18 protein-coding genes are annotated in these 17,846 nt (G+C 64.7%); 3 read left to right on the plus strand and 15 right to left on the minus strand.

The window, feature by feature from the left end; all coding sequences use genetic code 11:
• Positions 1 to 112: 112 nt before the first annotated feature.
• Positions 113 to 1,816: a bifunctional protein-serine/threonine kinase/phosphatase gene (locus tag JQ507_19835; GenBank protein QRI67246.1), complete on the plus strand. Its 1,704-nt coding sequence runs from the start codon at positions 113 to 115 to the stop codon at positions 1,814 to 1,816.
• A 105-nt stretch (positions 1,817 to 1,921) separates the two neighbouring features.
• On the opposite strand, the gene JQ507_19840 is transcribed toward JQ507_19835, so the two are convergent.
• The 4 genes from JQ507_19840 to JQ507_19855 all read right to left on the minus strand — a co-directional run bounded on the left by JQ507_19840 (position 1,922) and on the right by JQ507_19855 (position 5,444).
• A complete protein-coding gene (locus JQ507_19840; protein QRI73423.1) occupies positions 1,922 to 2,521 on the minus strand; it encodes a hypothetical protein in 600 nt (199 codons plus the stop codon).
• A 26-nt stretch (positions 2,522 to 2,547) separates the two neighbouring features.
• The gene (locus JQ507_19845) at positions 2,548 to 3,027 is read right to left on the minus strand and encodes a c-type cytochrome (GenBank protein ID QRI73424.1); all 480 of its coding nucleotides are present in this window, start codon (positions 3,025 to 3,027) and stop codon (positions 2,548 to 2,550) included.
• 130 nt (positions 3,028 to 3,157) lie between these two features.
• Complete coding sequence (locus JQ507_19850; protein ID QRI73425.1) at positions 3,158 to 4,900, minus strand: PQQ-dependent dehydrogenase, methanol/ethanol family; 1,743 nt, start codon at positions 4,898 to 4,900, stop codon at positions 3,158 to 3,160.
• Positions 4,901 to 5,063: 163 nt separating this feature from the next.
• Complete coding sequence (locus JQ507_19855) at positions 5,064 to 5,444, minus strand: copper chaperone PCu(A)C (GenBank protein QRI73426.1); 381 nt, start codon at positions 5,442 to 5,444, stop codon at positions 5,064 to 5,066.
• A gap of 172 nt (positions 5,445 to 5,616) precedes the next feature.
• On the opposite strand from JQ507_19855, the gene JQ507_19860 reads away from it, so the two are divergent.
• Complete coding sequence (locus JQ507_19860; protein QRI67247.1) at positions 5,617 to 5,904, plus strand: hypothetical protein; 288 nt, start codon at positions 5,617 to 5,619, stop codon at positions 5,902 to 5,904.
• 30 nt (positions 5,905 to 5,934) lie between these two features.
• On the opposite strand, the gene JQ507_19865 is transcribed toward JQ507_19860, so the two are convergent.
• The 3 genes from JQ507_19865 to JQ507_19875 all read right to left on the minus strand — a co-directional run bounded on the left by JQ507_19865 (position 5,935) and on the right by JQ507_19875 (position 7,259).
• Positions 5,935 to 6,126 carry a hypothetical protein gene (locus JQ507_19865; GenBank protein QRI67248.1) on the minus strand — a complete coding sequence of 64 codons (192 nt, stop codon included), beginning with the start codon at positions 6,124 to 6,126 and terminating at the stop codon, positions 5,935 to 5,937.
• 78 nt (positions 6,127 to 6,204) lie between these two features.
• On the minus strand, positions 6,205 to 6,660 hold the full coding sequence (locus JQ507_19870) for a cupin domain-containing protein (protein ID QRI67249.1): 456 nt from the start codon (positions 6,658 to 6,660) through the stop codon (positions 6,205 to 6,207).
• Between the two features lie 83 nt (positions 6,661 to 6,743).
• Positions 6,744 to 7,259, minus strand: a complete 516-nt coding sequence (locus JQ507_19875) for a GNAT family N-acetyltransferase (protein ID QRI67250.1) — start codon at positions 7,257 to 7,259, stop codon at positions 6,744 to 6,746.
• Between the two features lie 191 nt (positions 7,260 to 7,450).
• Between JQ507_19875 and JQ507_19880 the strand changes: the two genes are divergently transcribed.
• Positions 7,451 to 8,173, plus strand: coding sequence for a glycerol-3-phosphate acyltransferase (locus tag JQ507_19880; protein ID QRI67251.1), 723 nt, complete (start codon positions 7,451 to 7,453; stop codon positions 8,171 to 8,173).
• Here JQ507_19880 and JQ507_19885 read toward each other — a convergent pair.
• From JQ507_19885 to arcC, 8 genes are all read right to left on the minus strand, one after another.
• Positions 8,133 to 8,963, minus strand: coding sequence for an isochorismatase family protein (locus JQ507_19885; protein QRI67252.1), 831 nt, complete (start codon positions 8,961 to 8,963; stop codon positions 8,133 to 8,135). The genes JQ507_19880 and JQ507_19885 overlap by 41 nt on opposite strands.
• 44 nt (positions 8,964 to 9,007) lie before the next feature.
• Positions 9,008 to 9,931, minus strand: coding sequence for an ABC transporter permease (locus JQ507_19890; protein ID QRI67253.1), 924 nt, complete (start codon positions 9,929 to 9,931; stop codon positions 9,008 to 9,010).
• Positions 9,928 to 11,016, minus strand: a complete 1,089-nt coding sequence (locus tag JQ507_19895) for an ABC transporter permease (GenBank protein ID QRI67254.1) — start codon at positions 11,014 to 11,016, stop codon at positions 9,928 to 9,930. The genes JQ507_19890 and JQ507_19895 overlap by 4 nt, the downstream gene beginning before the upstream one ends.
• 13 nt (positions 11,017 to 11,029) lie before the next feature.
• Entirely contained in the window at positions 11,030 to 12,592 is a 1,563-nt protein-coding gene (locus JQ507_19900) for an ABC transporter ATP-binding protein (GenBank protein QRI67255.1), read from the minus strand.
• Entirely contained in the window at positions 12,589 to 13,542 is a 954-nt protein-coding gene (locus JQ507_19905; GenBank protein QRI73427.1) for a BMP family protein, read from the minus strand. Before JQ507_19905 ends, JQ507_19900 begins: the two co-directional genes overlap by 4 nt.
• 137 nt (positions 13,543 to 13,679) lie before the next feature.
• Positions 13,680 to 15,125, minus strand: a complete 1,446-nt coding sequence (locus tag JQ507_19910; protein ID QRI67256.1) for a DUF1116 domain-containing protein — start codon at positions 15,123 to 15,125, stop codon at positions 13,680 to 13,682.
• Positions 15,126 to 15,127: 2 nt separating this feature from the next.
• Positions 15,128 to 16,723 carry an acyl-CoA synthetase FdrA gene (gene fdrA, locus JQ507_19915; protein ID QRI67257.1) on the minus strand — a complete coding sequence of 532 codons (1,596 nt, stop codon included), beginning with the start codon at positions 16,721 to 16,723 and terminating at the stop codon, positions 15,128 to 15,130.
• Between the two features lie 159 nt (positions 16,724 to 16,882).
• The gene (gene arcC / locus JQ507_19920; protein ID QRI67258.1) at positions 16,883 to 17,842 is read right to left on the minus strand and encodes a carbamate kinase; all 960 of its coding nucleotides are present in this window, start codon (positions 17,840 to 17,842) and stop codon (positions 16,883 to 16,885) included.
• Between the last annotated feature and the right edge of the window lie 4 nt (positions 17,843 to 17,846).

Genomic DNA, 17,846 nt, shown 5'->3' on the forward strand with positions numbered 1-17,846 from the left:
CGTGGGACCTGAACCCCCTCACCCGGCGCTTTGCGCCGACCTCTCCCCGATGGGGAGAGGTGATCTCCGCGGCCAGACTACCTCAACTCGCTAACGGCCGGCCGAGATAGACGTGGCGAATGGCGCACAACCGGACTTGGGCGTTCGCGTCGGCTTCGCCAGCGAGACCGGCAAGCGCGCCGCCAATGAGGACTATGTCGCGGCCTGCCTGGGCCAGCCGAGCACGCTTCACCGCGATATCGTCGCGGCGGTCGCCGACGGCGTCGGCGGCCACAAGGGCGGACGTGAGGCAGCGGAGGTCGCGGTCCGCAGCTTCATCGACGCCTATTATTCGCTGCCCGAGACGCTCGGCGTCCGCCGCCGCGCCGCGCGGGCGCTCGAATCCGCCAACAGCTGGATCTACGGCCAGGGCCGCGTCGACGCCGCGCGCAGCGGCATGGCTTGCGCGTTCTCCTCCATCATCCTGTCGCGGCGGCAATGCCATGTGATCCATATCGGTGACACCCGCGCCTACCGCCTCAGCGAGGGACGGCTGGAGCGCCTGACGCAGGACCATATCGCCGGCCGCGGCGACCTTGCGCATATGCTGAGCCGCGCCATCGGCTTCGAGGAGTTCGCCCGCTTCGACTACACCTCGGTGGGGCTGCGGCAGCATGACCGTCTCCTGATCTGCAGCGACGGCGTTCACGGCGCGCTGGGCGATCCCCGCCTCCGGCAATTGTTGGAAGAACGCACGCCGCCCGACGAGTCGGCACGCAGAATCGTCGAGGCCGGGCTCGCGGCCGGCAGCAGCGACAATACGACCGCGCTGGTGCTCGACATCGTCGACCTGCCGCCGGCGGATCGCGACGATCTTACGCACGCGATTGCGACGCTGCCGATTCTCGATCTGCCCGACAGCGGCGACACCGTCGACGATTTTGCGCTCTCTGACGTGCTGTCCGACGGGCGCTACAGCCGTCTGTTCAAGGCGACCGACAAGCGCGCCGGCCGCGACGTGGTGCTGAAATTCCCGCATCCGCGGGTCGCGAGCGAAGGGTCCTATCGCCTCGCCTTCGTGCGCGAGGCCTGGGTCGCCGCGCGCGTGCGCAGCCTGTGGATCGGCGAGATCATCGAGGTGCCGGCCGAGCGGCAGACCCGGCTCTATTCGGCAATGCCGCTTTACGAGGGCGAAACGCTGGAGCAACGGCTCAAGCGCGCGCCGCGGCTGTCGCTCACCGAGGGCATCGCGATCGCGACCAAGCTGGTGCGCGCGGTCACCGCGCTGCACCGCGCCGGCATCATCCATCGCGACATCAAGCCCGACAATGTGATCCTGCTGAAAGACGGCGGATTGCGCCTCGTCGACCTCGGCGTCGCGCGCGTCCCCCTGCTGGAGGACTTTCCCGCCGAAGACGTTCCGGGCACCGCGAGCTACATGGCGCCAGAACTGTTCGGCGGCAAGGCCGGCGACGAGGCCTCCGACCTGTTCGCGCTCGGCGTCACGGTCTACCGGATGTTCACCGCGAACTATCCGTTCGGCGAGATCGAGCCGTTCTCGCGGCCGCGCTTCGGCAAGCCGGCGCCGCTCTCACGCTATCGGCCGGACCTGCCGGCCTGGCTCGATGCGGTGATCGGCAAGGCGCTCAGCGTCGAGCCCGCGCAGCGCTTCGGCGACGCCATCGAGTTCGCGCACGAACTGGAGAACGGCGCGACATGGGCTGGCCCTGCCGTCGCCACCCGCAAGTCGCTGCACGACCGCGATCCCCTGACGTTCTGGAGAGTGCTGTGCGCGATCCTGGCGCTGATCGTCGTGGTGCTGCTGGCGCGGCATTAAAGCGCGATGCGATTGGGTTGAATAATCATCGCGCTTTGGCTCCTTGTTTGAGCATGAACTTTTCGGAAAACCGCTTCAGATTTTTCCGGATCATGCTCTAGCCGCTCAAGACCCGGCGCGCCGGATCGTGATCCTGCTCTCGTCGGTCATGTCCTTGAGCTCCTTGTTCGGCTCACGATAGAGATGCCGCTCGATCTCGACGGTCCGGCCATCGGTCGTCTTTGTGCACTTCTCGTCGACAAAGACGCCGCCGACCTCCTGCTTGTCGGCGCCCGGCTTTGCCTCCGAGCAGGTCCAGCCATCCTCGCCGTAGCGCGACTTCGCCTGCAGGCCGAGCAGGAACGCCTTCTTGCGCAGATAGAGCCGCGCCTTCGGATCGGTCTCGATGGTCAGCGCGGCAATCCTGGCGTCCTTGTCGATCATCACGGTCAGGATCGCCGGATGGCCGCCGACCATGGTGCCTTCGCGCGCGGTCTCGCGATCATACTCAAAGCGAATGCCGCGCAACTGGTCCGGCCCTTCCGGGCAGTTCGACCACTGCGCCCATTCCGCCAATCTGTGGGCGGTCTTCTCGCCGGCACAGGTCAGGTTGATGTAGCCTGCGTCGGGCACGCTTGATATCGCCATGCCGACATTGATGTCGCGCAGGTCTCCCGCGGTCGCCATCGCCGGCACGGCCGCTCCGACTGACGCGGCGAAGACCAGTGCGCGGATCGTCGTTCTCTGCTTGCTCATGGCTTGGCCTTCTCGTTCTGATCGGACGGCGCGGCGGCGTGGCCGGCCTCCTTGTAAATGTTGCAGACGCGCGAGCCCTCGCCGAAGAAGGCGAGACACTCGTCATAGTTCGGCTCACCCTTGCCCTTGACATGGGCGAGCACATAATCCGCCACGGCCTCGATCTCGTTCGGCCGCAGGAACACGTTCGCCTCCGGCGGCATGCGGTCGGCGACATCCTGCCGGGTCATCTCGTAGCATTTCGTGGTGTCATAGGAGCCGCGCACGAAGAACGGCATGCCGGTGCCCGGCCGCCCGCACGTTACGGTCTCGATGATCTGTTCCTTCGTCAGCTCGGTCTTGCGCAGCGACAGCGCGTCGCCGCCATAGCCGCCGCCGCCATTGCCGTGCCATTTGTGGCAGCCCATGCAATTGCCGCGCTTGAACACCGCCTTGCCTGCATCGGTCGGATCGCTTGCCGACTGTGCATGCGCCATGCCTGCAAATCCCGTCACCAGCGCGCAGCCGAGCCACGCGCCAATCAGCCATGTTTGTTTCATTTGTTCCGTTTCTGTTGGCGAGATCGACGCGGGAGGCCCCTCACTGAGGCCTCCCGCACGTGCGATGTCAGAGCGCGAACACGTAGAGCATCGAGCCCGGCTGCATCCGCTTCAGCTCGGGCGTGGCATCGATGAACCACTTGTCCCAGGCACCGCCGAGGCCCACCAGGACCGCGACATACTGCTTGCCGTCGACCGAGAACGTCATCGGCGGCGCGTTGAGACCGCCGCCGGTGTTGAACTCCCACAGCTTCTGCAACGACTTCGCGTCATAGGCGATCATCTCGCCCGAGGGCTGTCCTGAGAACACCAGGTCAGGCGTTGCCAGGATGCCGCCGAGATTCGGGAATTGCGTCTCCGCCTTCCCTGCCACCTTGCCGGTGGTGACGTCGATCGCGGTCACGCTGCCGGTGATCTTGACGTTCTGGCTCGGTCCGCCGCCCGTCCAGAACTCACGCGCTTTCAGCTTGTCCTGCTGCGACTCCTCGACCTTGATATGGTTGCAGCTCTCGATCACGGGGATGTACCAGAGCTTCAGGTTCGGATTGTACGCAGTCGGCGGCCAGTTCTTGCCGCCCATGTTGCCGGGGCAGATATCCGTTTCCTTGTTGCTGCGGCTCGGCGTGACCGACGCGTTGTACTTCTGCACGCCCTGCTTCGGATCATACTCCACCGGCTTGCCGGACTCCGGATCGAGCCCCTTGGTCCAGGTCACCTTCTTGACGAAGGGCAGACCCCAGACGAACTTGCCGCTGTTGCGATCGACCGCATAGGCAAAGCCGTTGCGGTCGGCCTCGAGCGCGAGCTTCAGCGTCGTGTTGTTCGGACCGGGGACGTCGACCAGCACGTTTTCCGCCACGCTGTCATAGTCGTAGGGATCGTTCGGCGTGTGCTGGTGGTGCCACTTGATCTTGCCGGTGTCGGCATCGAGACCGAGCGAGGAGTCGGTGTAGAGGTTGTCACCGGGCCGGTATTCATTGTCCCAGTCCGGTCCGGGATTGCCGACGCCCCAGACGATGGTGTTGGTCGAGGGGTCGTAGCTTCCGGTGACCCAGGTCGAACCACCGCCGCTCGCCTTGGCGTTCTTGTCATCCTTCCAGGTCTCCGCACCCGGCTCATCCTTGCCCGGGATGGTGTGGGTGCGCCAGACTTCCTTCTGGCTGTTCAGGTCGGTCGCAGCGATCCAGCCGCGAATGCCGTATTCCGCACCGGCGACGCCTGATATCGCCCTATCCTTGACGATCAGCGGTGCGCCGGTGATCACCTCGCCCTTGTCGGGATCGGCGACCTGACGCTGCCAGGCGACCTGCCCGGTCTCCTTGTTGGTCGCGACCAGGCGACCGTCGAGCGTATGCGAGATGACGAGGTTGTTCCACAACGCGACACCGCGATTGTCGACGCCGCAGCAGGCGACCGCGCCGGCCCAGTCATGGTCGGTCTTGGGATCCATCTTCCAGACCAGCACGCCTTTGCCGCCATGCGCATCGATCTTGTAGACCGAGCCCCAGCCGTCGGTGACGTATATGAATCCGTTCTCGACGATCGGAGTTCCCTCCAGGCCGCCATGCGCCCAGATGCCACCGCCCTCGACGCCGCCGAGATGCATGGTCCAGGCGACCTTCAGATTCTTGATGGTGTCCTTGTTGATGTCGGCCAGCGACGAGAAGCGCGTCGCCGAGTAGTTCTTGTGATGATGCAGCCAGTTGCCTGCTTCCTTGTCAGCATTGAGCAGACGGTCCTGGCTGACATCCTCGGCGAGCGCAAACGAGCCCGCAAAGGTCGCAGCGGATGCTACTGCCGCCGCGAGCATGTGAGACTTTACCCAATTCATCCTTGTCATAGATTCATTTCCTCCGGATCTAGCATTCTTCATTGATCGAACCGCCCGTCACATACGGACAAGTCGCGCGAGAAGCCTTGAGTCCCGGCGATCGGCTGTGCCGCCCGCCGCATTCCTGGTCACTTGCTTCTGGTCACTTCTGGACCGTTACCTCCGTCTCGATGGTTCCAGCTTTCTGAAAAACGACCGCGCATTTGAACGTCTCGCCGGGAGCGAGCGCCTGGCGCAACTGCAGCAGCATCACATGATAGCCGTCGCGCTTCAGTTCGAGCGTTCCCTTGGCTGGAACTGGTATATTGGATATCGAGCGCATGGCGGGCGCGCCCTCGCCGCGATCGACGGTGTGCCGCTCGGAAAAATTCGCGACGGGGCAGCGGACACGTAGCAGCGCATCGGCGCTCTCGGCCTCGTTCTTGATCGTCATCGTCAAGGGAAGGTCCCCGCCCGCTGTGTCGACCGCCGGTACGCGAGCATCCAGGATCGCCAGGGATTCGTTCGCGACGGCGCTACGCATCACTCCGAACGTGCCGATCAGGCAGAATAATGGTAACGCGATCCATGCGTTGCGCTTAATGCTTCTGCACGCAACGGCGCGATGCAACTCCCGCACGAACGACATCAAGTTTTCTCCCGACATGATTTTTGCGGCATTGTTTCATGCTTCGTCGTGCGCATCCAGCGATTGAATGCCGGGAACCATGCATCAATGCGACTTCGGCACGCATAACGGTCATGCTAACTTTTTGCGCAAGAGTGCTCTCGACCCACTTCCGCCTGCCGAGCGCGATGCAGCACATGCCGCACTGCGTGAGGTGATCGGCACGGCAACGATCGACGCCGTCACATCCGTCTCGGGTGTTGCCACGGCGGCGCGGCTATTCCGGATCGATGCAGGTCGCGAGACATATTTGCTTCGAATCGGCGCGGAAGCGCAGATCACGGCCGCGGATCGCGAAGGACGGCTGGTGGTGTGAGACCGCCGTGCTCTTCAGCGGCGCAGTTCACTACGGCACTGGATGTAGCCGCGCAAGCTGATCGAGCGACAAACCGGCTTCGCGATCGCTCAGGGGAAAGCGGACAATAATGTCCTGGCGGGCCAGTTGTCCCCACAGCGCGTCCGACGACCACTTCTGCGGCTCGGGTCCGCGCGGCCCATCAATCCAGATGAAATACCATTCCGCCATGGCCGCGACCAAGCTCCCTCTCGGCAAGATTGATCCTTCGCCGGTCAATCCGCAACGCCCGATTTCGCGCCGACGCGGCGGTTCGGAATCCTACTCGTAAGGCCGGCCGTCCTTATGCAGGAAGCGGCCATCGGAGCTCGGGCTCATCATGTCGATGTCGGAGCAGGTGATGACGTCGGCGCGCGAGCGCGAGCCGACCTCGAGATAGGTGGCGGTCATCTGCGACCTGTTGACCATGTGATGCCCGTTGCCGGAATTCTTCGGGAATGCCGCGCAATCGCCGGCGCGCAGCACCGTCTCGCCGCCGTCCTCGATCAGCACCACCTCGCCTGCGAGCACGTAGACGAATTCGTCTTCGTCGGAATGCCAGTGGCGCTGGCTCGACCAATTGCCCGGCGGCAAGCGCATCAGATTGACGCCGAAATCGCCGAGCCCGGCGGCGTCACCAAGGCGCTGCCGCACCCGCTCGGCGCATGGCGCGGCGAACTCGGCCGGATAGCCGGTCCCCTTGCGTTCCGGCACCTTTGTCAGATCGATCTTCGGCATGGCGACGTCCTGGCGATGTGATGAGCGGCTGCCCATTCCTATCGCGATCGCCAGTCGGAAATGTGTCGCACGGCTTGAAGCCGTCAGCTCCGCCCGACCAAATCCTTTGCCATCAGGATGTCGTCATAGTAGCGGCCGTCGATCTTCAGGGCATGCTTCTCCAGCCCGTACTCGACAAACCCCATGCTCTGATAGAGCCGAAGCGCCGGCTCGTTGCCCTTCACTACGACGAGTTGCACCAATTCGACCGATTTCGCGGCGAGCCTGAGCAAGGCATCGACCAGCAGCCGGCCGACGCCGGCGCGCCGCGCCTGCCGCCGCACATACATCCCGACCAGCATACCCTTGTGCTGCCGCTTCGGCCCTTCCGCCGCAATGAAGCCGACAATGCCGGCGAGTTCGCCGCCTCGAAACGCCCCGAGGATCACCGCCCCGCGGTCCAGCCGCTCCGCGAACCAGCCGACGGGATGGATGCTCTCCGTCTCATACGCACTGCCGAACGCCTCGGGGCTCAAGCGCAGCGCTTCCAGTCGGATGTCGCGATAGAGCGACGCGTCCGCCGGCAAGAGGCGTCGAATCTCGATGAGCTGCGTCGTCATTTCGTGTCCTGTCTTCCTCGCGGCAGCATGGCCGATCGATCGGCACGTCGGCATCTGTCGCGCGGCCAGCCCATTCCAAAGCGAATTGGAGTGGGAAAGGGAAGCCATCCCTCGTATCCCGGGTTTCGGCCGCCGTACAGAGGTAGACTCAGCATGACGCTTGCCCGACACTGCGCATCGAGGAGAGGTCTATGGTTTTTTGGATAGCGAGTGCAGTAGGCCTTCTGGCTGCGTATCTGTTCGGCTCGACGCCCGCGGGCTATCTGGCGGGGAAACTGCTCAAGGGCATCGACATCCGCCAGCACGGCTCCAGATCCACCGGCGCAACCAACGTCCTGCGAACCCTCGGGACGTGGCCCGCGTTGGCGGTCCTCCTGGTGGATGTGCTGAAAGGCGCGGCGGCGATCGCATTTGCCCGCTGGTTTTATCCCTGGCTCTACACATTGCCATCGGTCACGCCACCGACGGCCGTTGACCTGCAAACCTTGCTGCCTTGGGCGGTCTGCCTGGCGGGACTTGCCGCGTTGTTGGGGCACGGCCGCTCGATCTGGTTGAATTTTACCGGCGGCAAATCCGCAGCAACGGGGCTCGGCGTGTTGCTGGCAATGTCCTGGCCGGTCGGCCTGGGCGCAGCCCTCGTCTTTGGCGTTGTGCTGGCAATGTCCCGGATTGTGTCGCTGAGTTCGATGTCGGCGGCGCTCGCTGCGATTGCCCTCGTCTGCGCCATGGAGCAGCCGTTGCCTTATCGGCTGTTGGTCATCGCGGGTGGCCTCTACGTGATCGCGCGCCATCGCGCCAACATTCAGCGGCTGCTGGCAGGGACGGAGCCGCGCCTTGGATCAGGCGGACAGGAAGCCACGGCTTGCCCGGATGTCACCGGTGCTGCTGGACGTGCTCCTGAACCGCATCGATGACGTCAGACGAATGCGTCACGAAGCCGAAGCATTTCTTGACGTTGAACAGGGTTGCTTCGACACAGAAGCCAGGTGAGGTCGTCGCGCAGCAGTCCTCGACCAGGACGCAGCCATAGCCCAGGAAGTTTGCGTCGGTCAGCGAATGCAGCACGCATTGATCGGTGTTGACGCCGGCAAACAGGATGGTCTTGGTGCCGAGATTGCGCAGGATGCTGTCCAGCGGCGTGTCCCAGAAGCCGCTGATCCGGTACTTGTCGACGTGAATGTCCTCGGGCTCCTGTTTCAGCTCATCAACGACGGCCGCGGCCCAGCTGTCCTTCTGCAACACGCGCGCGCCGCTGCCCGGCAACGGCTCGCCCAGACCGATGCCTGTGCCCTTCGGCTTGTACAGATGGAGCTGGTTGGGCGCCATGTTCTTGAGATCGGGCCGATTGCCCCAGTTCAGCCAGATGACGTGCACGCCGGCATTCCTCAACACCGGGAGCAGCTTTTGCAGCGGCTCGATCGGCGCCCGATCCGGGGTGTGATCGAGGCCGAGATGGTCGACCCATCCGCCCTTCGCGCAGAAGTCGTTCTGCATGTCGACGACGATGAGGACGGTGCGGTTCAGGTCGATAGTCACCGTCTGAGGCTGCGCGTCGATCGTCACCACCCTGGGCGGCGGCAGCGCCATCGCCATGTTGACGTTGTTGTCGTCGACCAGCCATTTGTAGCCGGGAGCAGACCCAAGAGGATTGGCGGCGCTGGACGCAGCGGACGCCGCTGCCTTCGCTAAATTGGAACTCGTCATCGGATTTTCCTCACCTGCTTTTGCTTTCTTGAAATCGGTTGCGATCAGCCGCCGCGTTCGAACGGAATGGTCAAGGCCGAGGGCTGCCTGCTCTTGCCGACAAAGCCCGCGATGGCGACCAGCGCCAGCAGATACGGCAGCAACAACAGCAGCGCGACCGGCACGTCGAGCTGCAGCGCCGGTACCAGAAATTGCAGCGCGGTCGCAAAGCCGAACAGCAGGCACGCCGCCAGCGTGTACCAGGGATTCCAGCCGCCGAAGATCACCGCCGTGATCGCGAGATAGCCTGCGCCCTTGGTCATGTTCTCGGTGAACGTATTGCTGTCCGCGACCGACATGAAGGCGCCGCCGAGGCCCGCCAGGATGCCGGCATAGAGCACGCCGAGATAGCGCGTCCTCGCCACGCCGATGCCGGCCTTGTCGGCGGCGCGCGGATCCTCGCCGACCGCCCGCACCGCCAGCCCGAACGACGTGTACTTCAGGATCAACCAGGTCACGACGACCATCAGGATGCTGACATAGGCAAGGCCGGTCTGGTTCGCCAATGCCGGCCCGATCACCGGGATATGTGCGAGCCACGGCAGATTGAGCTGCGCGAAGCCGGGGATCGGATCGCGCGACAGCGGCCCGAAGATCTCGCGGTAGAGAAACGTCGTCGTGCCCAGCGCCAGGATGTTGAACCCGATTCCGACCACCAGTTGATTGGCGCGCAACGTCACGCTCAGCACGGCCTGCACCGCGGCCACCGCGGTCGCGACCAATACGCCGGCCGCGACGCCGAGCAGCGGCGAACCGGTCGCCCACGATGCCAGCGCCGCCGTGAAGGCCGACATCAGCATCATGCCGTCGAGGCTGAGATTGAGCACGCCGGCGCGCTCGCTCAGCATCTCGCCGGTTGCGGCGAAAATGATTGGGACCGCGAGGCGAAGTCCGGAGCCGATGAACACGGCCATCTGTTCGTCAATCATCGGGTCACCTTCCGGTTGGTGAGGATCGCAGAGCCCGCAATGACGATGACGATCAGGCCCTGGCAGATCAGCACGACGGCGGACGGGACGTGCGCCGAGATCTCCATGTTGATGGATCCCGATCGCAGGAATCCGAACAGCAGCGCGCCGATCACGACGCCGACGGCCGAGCCACGCGACAACAGGCCGACCACCAGGCCGTCGAATCCGTAACCCGACGAGAAATCGCTCGTCAGATAGAATTGCTGGCCGAGGATCATGATCGCGCCGCCGAGACCGCCGAGGCCGCCGGACACCGTCATGGCCAGGATCACATAGAAACTGGTCCGCATCCCCGCGCGGCGGGAAGCCATCGCGTTCAAGCCGACCGCGCGCAGTCGCAAGCCGAGCGAGCTGTGCCTGAGCACCAGCCACACGACCACTACCGCCACCGCCGCAATCAGCAGTCCGATATGCAGCGGCGATCCATTGTCCGGGAACAGCAGCGGAAGCTTGGTCGAGTCAGGGATCTCCGCCGATTCCGGCAGCGACGACACATCGCTGATCGGCTTGCGCAGCAGGTGGAAGGACTCGACGGACCAGTACACCAGCGGCAGTGCGATGAAGCTCAGCAGCAATGTGCTGATCACCTCGTTGGTGCCGCGTGCCGCCTTGAGAACACCAGCAAGGCCGCCCCAAACGGCTCCGGCGAGGGTTCCGACCGCGAGCGGCACGATGAACGCCAGTCCCAGCGGCAGGCCGCCGGCGCCATGCAGGGCGGCTGCGGTTGCGAACATGCCGCCCATCGCGATCTGCCCCTCGCCGCCCACATTGGTCAGGTTGGCACGGCTGGCAAAGATGAAGCCGAGACCGACCAGCGCGAGGCTGATGGCGCGATTGATCGAGGCTCCGATGTTGAAATCGCTTCCCGCCATACCGTCCCAGAACGCTTCGATCGCCTCGACGACCGACGCACCGGTGGCTGCGATGATGAGCAGGCCGATCCCGAGCGCGATCACGGTCGAGACCACCGGAACCAGCACCTGCAGCGGCACGAGCTCGAGTCTTGTGCCCTGCGCGACCCGCGCCAGCTTCGGATTTTTCATGACCATGGCCAACCTAGACATGCGCGTGCCCCGACATCATCGCCCCGATCGCCTCACGGCTGAACGACCCGGCCGCGAGCTCGCCAACCAACTTTCCGCGGTAGATCACCGCAATCCGATCCGACACCGCCATCAGCTCCTCGAGCTCGCTGGAGATCAGAAGCACCCCAAGGCCGTCATCGCGGGCGGCACGGATGCGGTTGTAGACGGCCTCGATCGCCCCGACGTCGAGGCCTCGCGTCGGCTGCGCCGCGAGCAGGAACACCAGCGGATCGAGCGACAGCTCGCGTGCAAGCACCGCTTTCTGCTGGTTACCGCCCGAGAGAGACGCCATCGAAACATCCGGGCTGCTCGCCCGCACGTCGAAGTCGCGCATCATCGCCTCCGCCGCCTTGCGCCGCGCCGACTTGTCGAGCAGGCCGAAGCGGCTGAATTTTCCGATCGCGCCGAGATAAAGGTTTTCGGCGACCGACAATTCCTTGATGCAGGCCACCGCATGGCGATCCTCGGGCACGATCCCGACACCCGCATCCGTGATCTCCTGCGGCGTGCAGCCGGTGACCCGTGTGCCGCCGACCACGATTGCACCTTCGCTCGGCACGGCGAGCCCGGCCAGGATCAGTCCGAGCTCGGTCTGGCCATTGCCCTCGACGCCCGCGATCCCGACGATCTCGCCGGTGCCAACCCTAAGGCTCAAACCGTCGAGCCGCGGCACGCCATGCGGGTCGCGATAGACGAGGTCCGAGATCTGCAGCACCGCCTCGCCCGGCGATGCCGGGCCAACCGAATCCGCATTGGGTTTTTCCGGCGTGTTGCCCTCGATATCGACCGCTGCGGCGAGCACCGACCCTGCCGACTGGACATCGCGGCCGACCATCGAGCGCACCAGCGAGCGGATGTCGGCGCCCTCCATCGCGACCGTTTCGATGATCCGGCCCTGCCGCAGCACCGTCGTGCGATCGGCCACGCGACTGATCTCGCCGAGCTTGTGCGTCACCAGGATCACGGACTTGCCGCGCAGCGCGACCTGGCGGCAGATCGCCAGCAGCGCGTCGATTTCATCCGGCTGCAGAACGGCAGTCGGCTCGTCGAGCACGAGCAGTTGCGGATCGCCGAGCAGGCACTTGATGATCTCGACCCGCTGCCGCTCGCCGACCGAAAGCTCATCGATCCGCGCCTCGGGATCAATCTCGAGCCCGTACTCCGCGGCGAGCTGCTCCATCCGCACGATGATCTCCTGCGGCTTCAGCACCGCGCTGGCGCGGCCGAGCATCAGGTTCTCGGCCACGCTCATGTTGGGCACCAGGCTGAAATGCTGGTGCACCATCACGACGCCGCGCTGCAGCGCTTCCGCCGGGCCGCGGGGATGGAACGGCTCTCCGCCCAGCGTCATCGTGCCGGCATCCGGCCGGTGCACCCCGAACACCAGATTGCACAATGTCGATTTGCCGGCGCCGTTCTCGCCAAGCAGGCAGTGCACCTCGCCGCGCTCGATCTGCAGCGAAATGTCGTCGAGCGCGGTGAAAGCCCCGAAGCGCTTGGTCAAGCCAGACAGTTCGAGAACAGCCACGGTCAACCCACCTTGACCTTGATCTTGCTCGACAGCAGGTCGTCCTTCAGTTCCTTGATCCTGGCCTGGATCTCGGGCGTCGCCCCCGCGCAAATCTCGATGTCGGCCGAGCGCGGTCCCATGGCGAGGCCGAACTGCTTGTACTCCGGGTGCCATGTTCCGGCGACGGCCTGGTCGATGGCGTATTCGACCATGAACCCGATGCCGCTGACTGTATAGGCGATGTAGAGCGGGTTGTTGTCGGAGCAGTAATTGGTGTAGCTCCCGATCATCTTGGTGCCCTTCTCGCGCGCCGCCTGCTCCATGCCGCGCACGCCGAGATTGAGGATGTTGTAGTGCACGTCGGCGCCCTGCGCGATCGCGGCAAGCGTCGCCTCCTTGGCCTTGGCGACGTCGTCGAAGTCACCGGTGTAGGTCACGAAACATTTGGTATCCGGCTTGACGTGCTTGGCGCCGTTCGCGAACTCCGTTCCGGTGTTGACGATGGCCGGAATTTCAAGCCCGCCGACATAGCTCACCGCGCCGTTCTTCGACATCAGCGCCGCGACGGCGCCGGCAATGAATCCGATCTGGGCCTGCAGCACGTCGTATTGCGCGACGTTGTCGGTCGGCTGTCCGGTCGGGCCGACGATGGAGAACTTCACCTTCGGGAAGCGCTTGGCGACCTTGAGGACCGATGCCTGGGTCTGCCCCGCAGCGCCGATCACCATGTCGTTCTTCGAGGCGAGCGTCACCAGCGCCTGCTCCATGTCGGCGAACTTGACGTTCTCGATCGACGTAATCACGACCTTGCTGCCGTAGCGCTGCTCAGCCGCCTTCATGCCGTTGTAGGCCGACTCCATCCAGCCATGGTCGGCCCGCGACCCCGGAATCAGAATACCGATGCGAAGCGGCTTTGCCGCATCGTCGGCGAAGCCGAGCCGGACTGATGAACCGATAAAGGCTGCCGAGAGCATGCCGGTTTGCAGAAATGCACGACGGGTAGCGCTCATGTGTTTCCTCCTGTTCGTTTCCCGGTGTTGCCGCACTCTTTGTTGCGGCATTCTTGTATCGGCGGCGCGTCAGCGCCGTCAGTTTCAGTATCGAAGCAATCTCACCCCGCGCGGATTGCCGCCAACGCGCTGACGGCATCAACGAAACACTTCATGGGGGCCTGCACGACTCCGGCGCCGATGATCCCCATGCCCGGCTCCTTGTGCGCCGTAGCGGTGTTGATGACCGGCCGCATGCTCTCGTCCACGACCTTGCGGACATCGATGCCGACCGGCGCTCCGATGAAGTCGAGCATCGGCAAGGTGAAGCCGGGATTGCGGCCGATGGTGACGTGCGCCATCTCGCGCGAATAGCGCAGGGCATCCTGCGGCGTACCGCCGACGAACTGGACCATCGCGGGAGCTGCCGCCATCGCGAACGCACCGAGCCCCGCGGTCTCGGTGATCGCGCTGTCGCCGATATCGGGATTGGCATCGGCCACGCTGAAGCCCGGCAGGAACAAGCCGACGGGAATATCGGCCGGACCGACGAACCACTGCCCGTCCAGGCCGCTGACCCTGATCCCAACATTGACGCCGTTGCGCGCCATCGCGGTGACGGTGCTGCTGAACGGAACGCCGTGCGCGGCGTCCATGGTCGCCTTGCACGCCGCCATCGACAGGCTCAGGAAGAACATGTCGTCCGCCCCGATCGTCCGCAGCGTCTCGTGAACGAGGTCGCGCGAGATCGAGGACTTGAGCAGCGCTTCCGTGACGGCGCGATACAGCAGCAGGGTTGCAGCCGTGTTGCGATTGTGGACATCGTCGCCCATGTGCAGCGACTGCGACATCAGCGGCTTCAGCGGCAAGCCTCCGTCGATGCCGGTGACCGCAGCCTTCAGACATGGCGCCAGCACCGTCTCGATCAGCTTGAGGCCCTCGATCACCTCGGGGGCGAATGCGCCGAAACGCAGCGTCTTGGCGCCGCCGGATTCCATCATCGGCGCATAGGCGCGATTGCCTGTGGTCTTGTTCTGCACCACGAAGAGTGGCATCGAGGGCGAGATGATCCCGGTCATCGGCCCGACCGCGCCAAATTCATGGCACGGCGCGAAGCTGATGCCGCCCGACGCCGCGAGTCGCTCGGCCTCTCGCGGGCTGGTCGCCCAGTTCTCATAGAGGATTGCGCCGACCACCGCGCCCTTCATCGGGCCGCACATGTCGTTCCAGGCGATCGGCGGACCAGCATGGAGCAGCGTCCGGCCCATGTCCGGCCAGACCTCCGATGCATGTGCCGCGATATCGACCCAAACCGGCTGCGCGGTCAGGATCCGCTCGAGCACTTCGGCATTGGCGCGATCGATCCGCGATCCCAAGCAATCCGCATCTGCGGTATCGCCAACGAGTTGCGCAAGGCTCCAGGCCACCTCGGGACTTCCATCGCCGATCGGCTGCCACTGCAGACGCACCAGTGGTGCACCGCTGCTTTCGACGCCGCGATCGAGGTCGGAGGCGCCGAGGCTGATGACGGAAGTCTTATGCTGGAGCGCGGAAGGGGCTGCGTTCATCATCATTCTCCACCTTGCATCACGCGGCGCGCTGAGACGTTGTCGTCCGCTGCCATGCGGCTCGCGATGGCTTGCGCGGCATGGGCGGCGCCCGTGCTGCTGCCGAAAATCTCCGCGCCGGCGTCCGCCAACATGGCTTTCTGCGTCTCGAGGGGCTGCGGATCGGCGTCCGTGCCGCAGACGAAACAGATCACGGGAAGCTCCCGCCCTTGCCCGCGCGCTGCGGTCTTCGCGCGGCGGATCGCCGGAGCCAGGACCTTTGCCGGATTGGGGTGGCTGCCGTAGCCGAGCACGACATCCAGCACGACGCAGGCAACGGTCGGATCACCTGCTTCCTTCAACAGCCGTTCGATCCGCACGCCATAGTCGATCATCGGATGCGGCCGTCCCACCGTGAATTCGTCACTGCCGAGATCGATCGCGGTGTGTCCTTGGCTCGCTTCCACATCGGCCAGACGGTCCGCCTCCGCAAGCGGCGCGTTCGACCGGACCCGAAGGCCCGCGGCGCGCCAAATGGTCTGGGCCTCCGAGCAGAACGTTCCGCCGGAATAGAGCCCGCGCAGATTGCGCTGCGAAGGCGCCAGCGACGCACAAACCCGCGTTGCCAATGCTTCGATCGACTGTTCGTCACCCCCGGGTTGGCGCGCTCCCGCAAGCGCGACGGCCTGCCGCGCCGTCTCCTCGAGCGACGACGCGCGATGAACATTGCCGGCCGATGCCGCCGGATCGCCGCCGAGGAAGCAGATCACGACCGGCTTGCCGATCGCGCCGGCGCGCTCGATCACCCGCTTCTGCACATCGGGCGCAGGAGGCTTGGAGACGATGGCGACGACCTTGGTCTGCGCATCGGTGGCCAGCAACTCAAGGCCCTGCAACATGGTGATGCCGCCGACCTCGCTGGAAACATCGTGGCTGCCGGTGCCGATGGCCTGCGATATGCCCTGATCCTGACGATGGATCTGGCACATCACTTCCTGCAGACCGGTGCCCGATGCGCCGACGAGCCCGATCGCGCCGCGCCGAACGACATTGGCAAATCCAAGCGGCACGCCATTGATGATGGCCGTGCCGCAATCCGGCCCCATCACCAGCAGGCCCTTCTGTGCCGCGACGCGCTTGATGGCCTGCTCCTGTTCGATCGGCACGTTGTCGCTGAACAGCAGCACGTTCAGACCCTGCCTCAGCGCCTTCAGCGCTTCCGCCGCCGCATAGGGACCCGGCACCGAGATCAATGCGAGGTCGGCGCGATCGGCGATCACGACGCCGCGGGAGATCGAGCGCGGCGGTGCTTCCGCGGCCGCTTCGGCCGGGCCGCCCTTCGGCTCTTCGCCGACGATCAGGGAGTGAATCTCCTGCTCCGCGGCCGCGCGCTTTTCGGGCGCATCGTCCACCACGACGATCATGATATCGCCGGGCTTGGCGTCCTCGAGCGCCGGACTCATCAGCCCGGCCTGCTGCAGGAATTCCTTGTTGCTGCGCGTTCCCATCAAGAGCGTGACCCGCTGCACGCCGGTCCGCGCCACCGTGACCTGCGAGATCCGCATCAACGACACGGAATCCTTGTACAGGTTCGCCTTAATGCTGGATTGGATGGCCATGGCCCTGTCGTTCCCTTGAATCCCGCAGGCTGCTTGTTGGTCTTGTGCTAGAGCCTCAGCCGGCGGCCAGCTCGATTGCCTAATCAGTTGAGGCGCCGATCCGGCGTCTCAATTGCTTTGGCGCGGGCGGATGTCCCGCCGAAGCGCCAGTCCCGTTGGTTATTGAACGACATGCGTCCCGGTCTCGCCCCGCAGCGCCGCCATCGCGCAATCGAGGTGACTGATGATCGCCCGTTTGCCTCCGCCTTCGAGAAACCGGATGGCGGCATCGACCTTGGGTCCCATGCTTCCAGGAGGAAAGTGTCCCTCACGATGGTAAGCCTTGAGCTCTTCGAGGCTAACCTGATCCAGGTCCCTCTTGTTCGGCTTGCCGAAATTCACCGCGACGCGCGGGACCGCTGTCAGGATCAGCAGCTCCTCGATGCCCAACACATTCGCGATGTGGGCCGATGTCAGGTCCTTGTCGATCACGGCCGGCACGCCGGTGCGCACGCCCTTGGCGTCGCGGACCACGGGAACGCCGCCGCCGCCGCCGGCAATGACAATTGTTCCCCGCTTGACCAATGCGTCGACCAGCGAGATGTCGCAGACATGCTTGGGCTTCGGCGACGGTACGACATGACGCCAGCCGCGCCCCGAATCCTCACGCATCGCCCAGTTGAGCTCGTCGCTGATCTTCTTCGCCTCGTCCTCGGAAAAGAACGGCCCGACGAACTTGGTCGGATTCCTGAACGCGGGATCGTCCTTGTCCACCTCGACCTGGGTCAGCAGGCTTGCCACGTGTCGCTGGTTGCCCTGCTCGCGCAGCGCATTCTCGATCGCCTGCATCAGGAGATAGCCGATGCCGCCTTGGCTGTGCGCGACGCAGATGTCCATGTCCATCGGCGGAATCCGGCTCATCGTCAGCATCTGGCGCATCATGATCTTGCCGACCACCGGGCCGTTGCCGTGGGTGATGACCAGCTCGTTATCGAGCTGCGCCAACGGCAGCAGCGCTTCCGCGGTGATCTGCGCGACCGACTTCTGCTCCTGCGACGTACCCCTGATATCCTCGGGGTGAACCGCATTGCCGCCGATCGCGACCACCAGGCGACGCGGTACGTCATTGAGTGTACGCATTTCC

Origin of the sequence: Bradyrhizobium sp. PSBB068 (assembly GCA_016839165.1) — a bacterium.
Classification (GTDB): Bacteria; Pseudomonadota; Alphaproteobacteria; order Rhizobiales; family Xanthobacteraceae; genus Bradyrhizobium.